General features: G+C 54.7%; 13 protein-coding genes and 1 pseudogene. 2 read left to right on the top strand and 12 right to left on the bottom strand.

All coding sequences use genetic code 11. The features are described 5' to 3' along the window. Positions 1–38: 38 nt before the first annotated feature. From BLR64_RS10985 to BLR64_RS10930, 12 genes are all read right to left on the bottom strand, one after another. The gene (locus BLR64_RS10985) at positions 39–680 is read right to left on the bottom strand and encodes a tetratricopeptide repeat protein (RefSeq protein WP_090714168.1); all 642 of its coding nucleotides are present in this window, start codon (positions 678–680) and stop codon (positions 39–41) included. Positions 681–794: 114 nt separating this feature from the next. Then, a complete protein-coding gene (panD, locus tag BLR64_RS10980; RefSeq protein WP_090714167.1) occupies positions 795–1,178 on the bottom strand; it encodes an aspartate 1-decarboxylase in 384 nt (127 codons plus the stop codon). Beyond that, positions 1,171–2,061 (bottom strand): pantoate--beta-alanine ligase, encoded by an 891-nt coding sequence (gene panC / locus BLR64_RS10975; RefSeq protein ID WP_090714166.1) that lies wholly within the window; start codon positions 2,059–2,061, stop codon positions 1,171–1,173. The genes panD and panC overlap by 8 nt, the downstream gene beginning before the upstream one ends. Before the next feature lies 1 nt (position 2,062). Then, positions 2,063–2,929 (bottom strand): 3-methyl-2-oxobutanoate hydroxymethyltransferase, encoded by an 867-nt coding sequence (gene panB, locus BLR64_RS10970; RefSeq protein WP_090714165.1) that lies wholly within the window; start codon positions 2,927–2,929, stop codon positions 2,063–2,065. 423 nt (positions 2,930–3,352) lie between these two features. Further along, positions 3,353–4,153 carry a biotin--[acetyl-CoA-carboxylase] ligase gene (locus BLR64_RS10965; protein WP_090714164.1) on the bottom strand — a complete coding sequence of 267 codons (801 nt, stop codon included), beginning with the start codon at positions 4,151–4,153 and terminating at the stop codon, positions 3,353–3,355. Further along, complete coding sequence (locus BLR64_RS10960) at positions 4,143–5,657, bottom strand: CCA tRNA nucleotidyltransferase (RefSeq protein ID WP_090714163.1); 1,515 nt, start codon at positions 5,655–5,657, stop codon at positions 4,143–4,145. Before BLR64_RS10960 ends, BLR64_RS10965 begins: the two co-directional genes overlap by 11 nt. Positions 5,658–5,667: 10 nt before the next feature. After that, on the bottom strand, positions 5,668–6,825 hold the full coding sequence (bshA, locus tag BLR64_RS10955; protein WP_090714162.1) for an N-acetyl-alpha-D-glucosaminyl L-malate synthase BshA: 1,158 nt from the start codon (positions 6,823–6,825) through the stop codon (positions 5,668–5,670). Between the two features lie 84 nt (positions 6,826–6,909). After that, positions 6,910–7,620 carry a bacillithiol biosynthesis deacetylase BshB1 gene (gene bshB1, locus BLR64_RS10950; RefSeq protein ID WP_090714161.1) on the bottom strand — a complete coding sequence of 237 codons (711 nt, stop codon included), beginning with the start codon at positions 7,618–7,620 and terminating at the stop codon, positions 6,910–6,912. Then, positions 7,620–8,042, bottom strand: a complete 423-nt coding sequence (gene mgsA / locus BLR64_RS10945) for a methylglyoxal synthase (RefSeq protein ID WP_090714160.1) — start codon at positions 8,040–8,042, stop codon at positions 7,620–7,622. Before mgsA ends, bshB1 begins: the two co-directional genes overlap by 1 nt. Positions 8,043–8,059: 17 nt before the next feature. After that, positions 8,060–8,863: a 4-hydroxy-tetrahydrodipicolinate reductase gene (gene dapB / locus BLR64_RS10940; RefSeq protein ID WP_090714159.1), complete on the bottom strand. Its 804-nt coding sequence runs from the start codon at positions 8,861–8,863 to the stop codon at positions 8,060–8,062. Between the two features lie 34 nt (positions 8,864–8,897). Beyond that, positions 8,898–9,419, bottom strand: coding sequence for a tetratricopeptide repeat protein (locus tag BLR64_RS10935; protein ID WP_090714158.1), 522 nt, complete (start codon positions 9,417–9,419; stop codon positions 8,898–8,900). 59 nt (positions 9,420–9,478) lie between these two features. Next, positions 9,479–9,808 carry a nucleotide pyrophosphohydrolase gene (locus BLR64_RS10930; RefSeq protein WP_068723335.1) on the bottom strand — a complete coding sequence of 110 codons (330 nt, stop codon included), beginning with the start codon at positions 9,806–9,808 and terminating at the stop codon, positions 9,479–9,481. A gap of 158 nt (positions 9,809–9,966) precedes the next feature. Between BLR64_RS10930 and BLR64_RS10925 the strand changes: the two genes are divergently transcribed. After that, entirely contained in the window at positions 9,967–10,836 is an 870-nt protein-coding gene (locus tag BLR64_RS10925; RefSeq protein ID WP_090714157.1) for a YitT family protein, read from the top strand. Between the two features lie 311 nt (positions 10,837–11,147). Next, a pseudogene (locus BLR64_RS30550) lies at positions 11,148–11,421 on the top strand (hypothetical protein); the annotation flags it as partial.

Here is an 11,421-nt window from a genome sequence, read left to right as displayed (position 1 = left end):
TGTTCAAGTGGATGCATCGCCTAAATGAATGGCTATGATTACAAAAGCGAAACAAGCTGTTCCCCGAACTGGAGCTTACCGCCTTTTTTGCGGCAGACCTCCAGATTAACACCCGGCTCCGGCAGAGCCGGATCATGCTGCAAAGACAAACCGAACAGTTCACTTGCTTCAAGGAAGCGCTCCTGTGAGGCCCTGATGCAGCCCAGGGCATTATAAATCATCGCCTTAAGCTTGCTCTCCCGGATCAGGGCGAGCATATGGTTCAGATGGGTCCAGGCCGTCTCCCCGTCCCCCTCCTGCAGATAAGCCATGGCCAGATATAGACGGCCGGCGAGACTGTCCGGATAACGCCGAATCACTTCCTGAAACTGCTGGATACATTTGCCGTACATCAGGAGCTTATAATACCCCTGGCCCCGGACAAAAGAATCCATGGCAAGCTCGGGCGCCTCCTGCTGCGGCATTTCTTCCTCAGGCTCGAGCGAAAGCTCCGTCTGTTCCCGGAACTGGCTCAGCTGCTCGGCAAAGGCCAGCCACTCATCCATCACTTTATCACTGAGCCTGTGAAGCATGTTGTACCTGCGGATCAGTTCATTCCGGTACTCCCCCTCCGAAGAGGGGAAGTCACGGGCAATCTCTTGGAGCATCTTGTTCATTTCAGCAAATAAATGTTGAAACATCGGGCCATCCCCCTTTACTGAACATGAAATCAGCCTAAGCTTGCCTGCCTTCATTTTTCGCAAAGTCGGGGCGGTTCATCCCTGCCATTGATTACATGGCCTGCAGCTGCCTTATCAGGCGATTGTTGCGTGCAGCTCATGGTCAGCCAGCTTAACCGGCTTATTGTCTGCGTCCACAAACACAACCGTCGGCTTGTGGCCGGCCAGCTCTTCCGAAGACAGCATCGCATAAGAAATAATAATCACTGTATCGCCAGGCTGCACGAGACGGGCCGCCGCCCCGTTCAGGCAGATGACGCCGCTGCCGCGCGGGCCCGGAATGACATAGGTTTCCAGCCGGGAGCCGTTGTTGTTGTCCACAATCTGCACCTTCTCGTTCTCAAGCAGATCGGCCGCTTCCATCAGATCCTCATCAATGGTAATACTGCCTACATAATTAAGATTGGCCTCTGTAACCGTCGCACGGTGGATTTTGGATTTCATCATATGTCTAAACAAGGGCGGGAGCCTCCTTCGGAATAAATACATTATTGTCGATCAGCCGGGTTCTGCCGAATTTGACAGCCAGCGCAATGATGATCTCGCTGCCGGAGGCAGTAAGCGGCGACCCTGGTTCCAGAACCTCCAGATCAGGGAAAGTCAGAATTTCCACATAATCAATCACGGCCAGCGGAGCAGATGATATTTCCGAGATAAGAAGCGTCCGGGCTTCATCAGCAGTACGGACCGCGCCCTCGTCCATTGCCTGGCGAACAGCCTTCAGTGAACGGGATAGTACAAGCGCCTGGCTGCGCTCTTCTGCTGACAGATAGACATTGCGCGAGCTGAGCGCCAGCCCGTCATTCTCGCGGACAATTGGACAGGCAATAATTTCAACATTTATATTGAGGTCGGATACCATTCGGCGCAAAACAGCAACCTGCTGGGCATCCTTAAGCCCGAAAAATGCATAATCAGGCTGTACCATATTGAACAGCTTGTTAACAACAGTGGTTACACCGTCGAAATGCCCCGGGCGGGAGGCGCCGCAGAGCCGGGTAGTCAGTGAGGATACCGAGATTTTGGTAAGTGTAGGCTGCGGGTACATTTCCTCCACACTCGGAATGAAGACGATATCTGCACCTTCACGTTCGGCAAGCTCCAGATCACGAGCTTCATCACGCGGATAAGAGGCATAATCCTCATTTGGCCCGAATTGCAGCGGATTGACAAAAATGCTCATCACTACCGTATTGCTCTTCTCACCAGCCTTGCGCAGCAGACTGGCATGTCCTTCATGCAGATAGCCCATAGTCGGCACAAAACCGACCGGCGTATGCCCTCCCTGACGCATATAATCAAGCGCTTCGCGCAATTGTGCTACTGTTCTGACCACTCTCATCTTACTTCTCTCCTTTTGCGGCAGCGCCGTATAAAGATTCCAGTACATGCTCATCCGCGTTAAAAACATGGTCCTCGGCAGGAAAGGAACGTTCCTTCACTTCCTTGACATAGCTGCTGATCCCCTCGCGGATGATGCTGCCGACGTCGGCATAGGTTTTGACGAAACGCTTCTCCCGGTACGGCGAAGCATAGCGAACAAGATCATGGAACACGAGCACCTGACCGTCACAGTATCGTCCTGCTCCAATGCCGATGGTCGGTATGCTGAGCGCCTTTGTGATGGCTTCAGCCACTTCTTCCGTCACCAGCTCCAGAACAATCCCGAACGCTCCTGCCGCTTCAAGCGCCTTAGCCTCATTCATCAGCCGCTGTGCATCCTCAGGGTCCTTCCCCTGAATCCGGTAGCCGCCGATCATATTGACCGACTGCGGAGTCAGGCCGATATGGCCGAGAACCGGCACTCCCGCCTTCGTTACTGCAGACACGGCCTCGCAGATTTCCAGCCCGCCTTCCATCTTAACCGCATGGGCACGCCCCTCCTGCATCAGTCTGCGTACACCGCGCAGCGTCTCATCCACACCACCGTGATAGGTCATAAACGGCATGTCAGCCACTATAAAAGTGTTCTGCGCCCCCCGGACGACAGAGCGGGTATGGTAAACCATATCGTCGATCGTTACCGGCAGTGTCGTATCATAGCCGAGCACCACATTTCCCAGCGAATCACCGACAAGGATCAGATCAATCCCCGCCTCTTCGGCCAGCAGCGCCGAAGGATAATCATAAGCGGTCAGCATGCTCAAAGGCACACCCTCCGCTTTCATTTTTTTCATCTTTACAATGTTCAGTGCATGTTTGTCAGCCACTCTCTCCATTCCCCTTTTCGCAGTCAAGTAGAAACGGCTTCGCCGTCCTTTAGGAAAGGCGGCACCCGTTTCTGCGAGAATTATCAGAAGGATAAGTCATAAAGCCTGTACTTCTGATAATTTAAAGTACGCGTAAACGCGCAAACAAAAAAACCCTTTAGCATAATCGGCTAAATAGGTCCGAAGGGCAAAAAAGAGTCACTCGCGATCGTCCCTTCTGTCTCGGTCCTTACGGCTCAGAGCAGAATCCAACGTAACCGTCCTGTACAGTTATGAAGGTACATCCAACAGCAATTACTCAGTTATTAAAGCTTAGCCGGAGTACAGTTCGCGTCAAGGCGATACCGTCTCTGTCCATAGTATACCAAAACCTGCCCCAAATTACACGAAAAAAATATGACAAGGGATGGAACCCTTGTCATATCAGATCATTTCTATCTCGCCTGAGAGGATGCTGGTGATATTGCCAGCCTCATCCTGCAGCTGCAGTCCGCCGTTCTCATCCAGTCCCACTGCCTTGCCTTCAGAGCGGCCCTGGGCTGTTCTGAAGCTTATCTGGCGTCCAAGCGTCACCGACATGGATTCCCAGAGCTCCTTCACCGGCTGGAAGCCCTGATCCAGATACAGGCAGTAGAGATATTCCAGCTCAGCCAGCACAGCCCGGGTCAGCTGTTCACGGTCTACCGGGATGCCCCCGCCTTCAATCAGGAGAGAGGTGCCGACCTCCTGCAGGTAATCCGGGTAGTCCTCCGGAGTCAGGTTGGCGGAAATACCGATGCCGGCGATAGCATAGTGCAGGCCGCCTTCCCGGAGGCAGGATTCCAGCAGGATGCCGCAGATTTTGCGTCCGCCGGCCAGCAGATCATTCGGCCATTTGATTCCGGCCGGCACACCGGTCACTTCACGGATGGCTGTGCAGACAGCCACCCCGGCCAGCAGCGTAAGCTGCGGCGTCAGGGCAAGCGGCAGGTCAGGGCGGAGCACAATGCTCATCCAGATGCCCTTGCCCTTTGGCGAATGCCACTTCCGGCCCATCCGGCCACGGCCGCCCGTCTGTTCCTCAGCCCGGACGGCTGTGCCTTCGGGGGCACCTGCCTCAGCAAGCTTCTTCGCTTCCTCCTGAGTCGAAACTACCGAGTCAAGCAGATGCAGGCGGTCCTGCCAGCCGGAAACGAAGCTGTCCCGTGCCGGAAGACCGGGTTCAGCCAACTTATCATGATTCATCTATATCCATCCTTCTTGCTTCCTGAAGCAGTACTTGTTGGTCATTCGGGCAGTCCCCAGCCGCTACAGCCAGCAGCAGCTTATTCAGCAGCACGCCGAGCCACGGCCCGGGAGTCTTCCCAAGCAGACCGGCCAGCTCCTTGCCGGAAACTGCCAGCTCGCTAAGTGAGCGGATTGGCATCTCTTCAGTCCATGACCGGAGAGTAGCAGGCGGGATATGCTGGCGGATCAGCGCTGCGCTGTCAGAAGCGTGTGAGACTGCATGGCCGGCTGGGCCAGCGCTGTCAGCTGCATGTGAGACGGGCTGGCCGGCTGGCGCTGCGTTGTCAGCTGCGTGTGAGACGGACTGGCCCGCTGGCGCTGCGCTGTCAGCTGCGTGAATGACGGGCCTACCGGCTGGCGCAGCCATGCCGGCGCCCTGTGCAGGCCGCTCCGCGCCGCCTGCACTGCCTGCGGCGGCCTGCGGCAGCGCCGCCAGCAGCGTCACCCACCCATCGGCGGCTTCCGCGCCGATGGACAGCACGGCGGCGATCCAGCGCCGCCGTAATTGCTCCGTAGCGCCGGGAGAATCCGGCGCTACTGAGGCCAGGGCCGCGTCCCACGCCTCGCGGACGCGGAGCACGGCGGCGACGGAGCTGCGCGCCGCCCCCGGGAACGTCCATGCCCGCAGGAGCTTGTCGGCCGCTTCGGCCGACTGCCCCAGGGCATGGAGGAGCAGCGCCCACCGCAGGCGGGCGCTGTCCAGTTCCCCGATCCCGGCCAGCATGGCGGCAGCTGCCGCCAAATCTTCGCCGGTCCAGGGGAACGGGGCTTTGCCGCGCGCGAGCAGCCCGCTGCGCGCCAGCAGGCCGAGGCCGCGCACAGGGTGCGGCCCCAGGGCGATGCGCTCCGTCTCGGCGCGCACGCGCTCGACAGCGATATGCGCCAGCTTGTCCCGCTGGCGCAGCAGCCCCCGCCACGTATTCTTGGCGACGGCAAAATCCAGCACCGACGCGAACCGCACACAGCGCAGCATGCGCAGTGCGTCCTCGTCGAAGCGCTCCTCCGCACTGCCTACGCAGCGGATCAGCCGGGCGTTTAAGTCCTGCGCGCCCAGAAACGGATCAACCAGCTCCCCGTCCAGTCCGCAGCAGATTGCATTGATGGTGAAATCCCGCCGCCGCAGATCCTCTTTAACATCGCTTACAAAAGAGACATGCTCCGGACGGCGGTGATCGGCATAGCCGCTCTCCGTCCGGTAAGTCGTCACCTCAAAGCTGAAGCCGTCTTGCAGCACTGTAACCGTCCCGTGAGCAAGCCCTGTCGGGACACAGCGCGGAAAGACGGCCATAACCTCCTCGGGCAGCGCCGAAGTGGTCAGGTCGATATCATGAACCGGCCGGCCCAGCAGCTCATCGCGGATACAGCCCCCGACGAAATAAGCCTCACGGCCGCTTTCAAGCAGCCCTGTAATCACCTTGCGGGCTGCTGCCGCCATGCCGTCCGGTGCCATTGTCCATTCCATAGCGTTCTCCTTACCCCCGGATGGCATCCATTCCGAGCACCTTGCGCCCAAGCACACGGTAATAAATATCCTCATATTGATTCGTAATGCTGTCTCTGCTGAAATCATTGCAGGACCGCAGCAGGCAAGCCTTTCTGAACTGTTCAGCCATCGCTTCATCCGAGAGCAGCTTCACTGCGTACTTCGCCATCGCCGACGTGTCGCCGATAGGCGCAAGGAAGCCGGTCTTGCCGTGCTGGACCAGCTCCGGGATACCTCCGGCCTGTGAACCGATTGTCGGAACGCCGCAGGCCATTGCCTCCAGCGCCACCAGACCGAAGCTCTCCTTCTCCGAAGGCAGCAGCAGCAGGTCAGCCAGCGAGATTACCTGGGCAATCTCATCCTGCTTGCCGAGGAAGCGCACCTTGTGCTCAAGTCCCATTTCGTTGATCTTGGCCTGAATCTTCGGCAGCTCCGGACCTTCCCCTACCAAAAGGAGCTTTGCCTTGATCTCCCTGCTCACCTTGGCAAAAACATCAACCACATCGCCCACCCGTTTCACCGGGCGGAAATTGCTGATATGCATCAGGATTTTCTCATCGGGGTCGGCGTAATCGCCCCGGAGGTCTGTTACATCCCGCGGATAATAGACCCGCTTGTCAACAAAGTTATAAGTCAGGTCAATATCCCTTGTAATATCCAGAACCTTCCGGGTCTCATTAATGAGATCCATTGAAACGGCGGTAACCGCATCGCTCTCATTAATGCCCAGCCGGATCAGATCCTTCAGTGATTCATCCTGCCCCAGCACCGTGATGTCGGTGCCGTGCAGGGTAGTAACGACCTTCATATCATTGCCGAGCATCTGCTTGGCAAGAAATGCGCAGACGGCATGCGGTACCGCATAATGGACATGAAGCAGATCCAGCCCCTGCATTTTGGCTACCTGGGCCATTTTGGTCGCCAGCGCCAGATCATAAGGGGGGTAACGGAACACATAATAATCGTTAACCTCAACCTCATGATAGAATATATTCTTCTGAAACGTTCCAAGCCGGAACGGGATACTGTGTGTAATAAAATGGACTTCATGGCCTTTTTCCGCCAGAAGCTTGCCCAGTTCAGTCGCCACTACGCCCGAGCCGCCCAGAGACGGATAACAGGTGATGCCTATTTTTAGCCGGTTCATAGCTCCGTCCCCTTCGTAGACTGTTCTCTTACTTTAAGTAATGTCATGGATTTATTATAGTTGCATCACACAACAAAATAAAGCTTATTCCGTCTTGCCCCCGTTAAGGAACAGGTCAACAGCATGGGGAACCCTGGTGGCAAAGCCTTCGGCAAACGGAATGAGCCTGCGCTGGCCAAGAAGCATATCCCGTGAGCGGACGCGTTCAATATATCCCTCATTAAGCGGGGTGGATACCACATCCTCGCCGGGTGCTTTTTCAAACTGGGAACGGTAGCAGGACAGTGCCTGCTCCTTCACAGCATATTGCTCCGTTACATCCACAATCAGGTCGGTACGGCCCAGGTCGTTGATGAAGTAAAAATACAGCAGCGGTGCAGGCACCGCAGGCTTGTCCGGCATGTATTTGCGCAGCTTGGCATTAAAAACAGCCTCCTCCACCAGCTTGCTGCAGGCGATATGATCCGGATGCCTGTCCTCCCAGTAAGGTGCGAATACGACAGCCGGGGCAAACCGGCGGATTTCTGCGGTTACCGCAGCCAGATGCTCTTCTGTCATATAGAGGCCGCGGTCAGGCAGCCCGAGATTACTGCGCACAGCAGCACCCAGCACATCGGCAGCCTGCTGCGCTTCCTGCTTGCGGCGCTCTACGGTGCCGTTCGATGACATCTCGGCAGCGGTCAAGTCACACAGGCCTACCTTCAGACCCGCAGCCGTATGCTTGGCGATGGTTCCGGCCATACCGATCTCGGCATCATCGGCATGCGCCCCGAATACAAGAATGTCCAGCTTCATTACTCGTCCACACCCGGTTTGTATTTATGTACAAGCTCCCGCCAGCCGAAATCCCCGCGGTCGATTGCCTTCACCAGAATTTCCGCCGTTGCGATATTGGTCGCCACCGGGATGCCGTACACATCGCACAAACGGAGCAGCGCCGTAATGTCCGGCTCGTGCGGCTGAGCCATCAGCGGATCACGCAGGAAAATGATCAGATCCAGCTCATCCTGCGCTACCAGAGAGCCGATCTGCTGGTCGCCGCCCAGCGGACCGGACATGAACCGGTTGATTTTCAGCTTGGTGGCTTCCATAATCCGCTGTCCCGTTGTTCCGGTCGAGTACAGCTCCAGCCCGGTAAAAACATTTTCATAGGCGGTAACGAAATTGACCATTTCTTCTTTTTTGCGGTCATGTGCGATAAAGGCAATCTTTAGCATGTTGGTTTCTCCCCTGTCTATTCAATAAAATGCTCGAAGCCGTAGATCAGTCCGGTATACCCCATTACCTTCTGGACTCCCAGCTTAACTCCCGGCATATAACCTGCCCGTTCGTACGAATCATGACGGATTTTGAGCGACTGCCCGAAGCCGCCGAACACAACCTCCTCCTGGGCAAACACACCCGGAAGACGGACGCTGTGAATGCGGAAGCCGTTATAATAGCCGCCGCGCGAGCCTTCGATAAGTTCCTCCTCGTGAGGATGGCCCTGGCGGAGCTCTTCTCTCGCTTCAGAGATCATCTCTGCCGTCTTGATTGCTGTACCTGAAGGAGCATCCAGCTTCTGATCTCCATGATACTCGATAATTTCCAGATGCGGGAAATATTTCGATGCCTGTGCGGCAAATTTCATCAGCAGAATCGCTCCGATCGAGAAGTTCGGGGCAATCAGCCCGCCGATTCCCTGCTCCTGACATTGCTTGTCCAGCTCGGCAATTTCCTCCGGAGTGAACCCGGTTGTCCCGATAACCGGACGCACCCCGTATTTAATTGCAAGCGAAGTGTTGGCATAAGCCGATTGCGGAATCGTAAAATCGACCATCACATCTCCGCGGCTCCCTGCTAAGGCAGCTTCCAGATCGGAAGTAACAGTTATTCCGCATTCATCCAGCCCCACCATACGGCCCGCATCACGTTCGACTGCGGAACGGTCTACTGCTGCTGCCAGCTCCAGCTCATCATCCTGCAGCACCAGCTTAACAACCTCTTTACCCATTCTGCCTCCTGCTCCGGAGACAATCACTCTGATCTTGTCGCTCACCTTTAAGTCCTCCTCGCTTTTACTGGTTCCATCTTTAATGGATATATTTTTGCAATGACCTTTGCAGGTCTTTCATCAGCTGGCGCAATCCGGTATCATCCGGATGAAGGGCAATAACCTCTTTCATGGCGGCGATCGCCTGTACATGCTCATTCATCCGGCTGTGCGCAATGGCCAGCCATACATAGGCGTCTCCGTATAAGGGGTCCAGCGTAATTGCTTCTTTAAGAAGTGTAACCGGATGATACGGATTGGATGTCCCGCCCGCGTCATCTTCCAGCAGATGTTTGGCCTCCTGCACAAGCCGAAGCGCCTGCAGATGCTGGAGATGCAGCCGGTATTCGGGCTTCGTATCATCGAGCCTCACCGCAGCGACCGCATGCTCCAGCGCTTTCTCCACCATCCCGCTGCGGGCGTAGGTTATGGAGCACCGGTATCTGACTTCGGCATCGTCCGGACTGGCCGAAATTGCAGCCTCAAAAGATTCAATTGCCTGCGCGAAATCGCTGCGCAAAATGGAACGGTATGCGGCCTTGATATAATCGTTATGATCCATATACTCACCATCCTTACGGCTAAATCCCGTTCGTTTGGTACAGCATATGATATAAGGGCCTAATCGGTGTTTTTAAGGGTCCAGCGGCCGGCGTCACGGGTATTGAACTTGTGCATCACTTTATTGTGAGCCTCGGTCAGATCAATCCCCAGTGAATTCGCAAAGCAAACCGTAATGAACAGAATGTCACCCAGCTCCAGTTCAATAGAGTTGTCTGCTTCATCGGCTTTTTTGGGCTTTTCACCAAACTGATGGTTCACTTCACGCGCCAGCTCCCCGACTTCCTCGGACATCCGGGCCAGCATGGACAGCGGACTAAAGTAACCTTCCTTAAACTGTGAGATATAAGCGTCAACTTCGCGCTGAATCTCGGCTAGACTTTTTTCCATAATTTGCAGCTGCGCCCCCTGTATGATCTTGCCTTATGTTTGCCCCTATGTTATCGTAAAGACGTTTTGAAGACAAATCTTTTTTATATTTAATGCTTCACCTCATGAAAGTCAGACTAGAACATTCTGCCCGTATAAGGGCTTAGGCGAGGGATTAAATGAACTCATTAAAGGTAAAGAATATCGGTAAAACCATAGTGCCCATTATGCTGGGAACAGCGGTCTATGCGTTCGGGCTTTTGTACTTTATTGTGCCCAATCAGCTGATGGAGGGCGGCGTAACCGGGATCACCATCCTGCTCAATTATGCCTTCAGCATCCCAATCTTCCTGACGACACTGCTGCTGAACCTTCCGCTGTTCCTGCTGGGCTGGAAAGTGCTCGGCTCCAATCAGATTGTTTACACCGGACTCGGCATCGGCTCCCTGACTTTTTTCCTATGGGTGTTCGAACAGGCAATTGACAAGGGCTGGCTCGTCCCGTTCACTACCGAGCATGATTTTATTCTTGCTTCATTATATGCAGGCGTTACCCTCGGCCTTGGCCTGGGCATTGTTTTCCGTTACGGCGGGACTACCGGCGGGGTTGATATCGTGGCACGCATCCTGGGACGCAAATTTGGCTGGAGCATGGGCCAGATCATCCTCGTTGTCGATGTTATCATTATCGGCGCATCCCTGCTCTACATACCCCGTGAAAAGATTTTGTACACCCTTGTGGCGGTCTTCATCGCATCGCGGGTCATAGACTTTATCCAGGAGGGTGCATACGCCGCCAAAGCCTTCACCATCATCAGCGATGATGCGCCGCAGATTGCCGACCTGATTACTGCCGAGATGGAGCGGGGTGTAACGCTGATTCCGGCCATCGGCGCGTATTCCAAGCAGGCAAAGCACATGGTTTACTGCGTCGTATCCCGCCAGGAGATCCGCCGGCTCAGCCAGCTGGTCAAATCCGTCGATCCTACAGCGTTCGTTATTATCAGCGATGTACACGATGTAATGGGAGAGGGCTTCCGGGAGGGCTGAGTTTGGATGGTTGAGGGCTGGTTGATATTGGTTGGTTGAGTTTTTAAGCTTTTTAAACTTAGTATGATTAGCATATTGAGCAGATTTGGTTTTCTAGACTTTTTGAGTAGAGTGTATTAGGTGATTTGGTAAGTTATGTGAGTGCGTTAAGCGAGTTAGAATGAGTTGTTTTACCTTTACTACAAAATCAGCACCTCAATCGATTAACTGCATTTTGTACAACTATACTCCACGATTATGGGCTTGAAGTAACTATAAGTGTATTCCGGAGACAATTTCATAATCCAAAACCCTTGCTGCGCTTGGATTTTTTGAGCATAGAAAAAGGAGTACCTCCCCAAATTCTCGAAGTTATAGGCGACCAAACCGACACCCGAGAAAGAAAAGAGGTAATCCCTATCTATTCAATTCGACAAGAAGAGCTATTTTCCTTTGAGGAATTGCTCCTGATGCGCCCAGAAAATAAATACTGCCAAATCTTTGAACACTTAGATCTGGCTCCGGTCCTGCACGTCCTTCGGAAAAAGAACCACCGTGGTCGGCCGCAGGAGCTAAACATTCCTGCCATGATCTACTCGCTGCTTA

This window comes from Paenibacillus typhae (assembly GCF_900099765.1).
Lineage (GTDB): Bacteria > Bacillota > Bacilli > Paenibacillales > Paenibacillaceae > Paenibacillus_AQ > Paenibacillus_AQ typhae.
The sequence above is the reverse complement of the archived record's forward strand: the minus strand, read 5'-3'. Positions and strand labels throughout refer to the sequence as shown.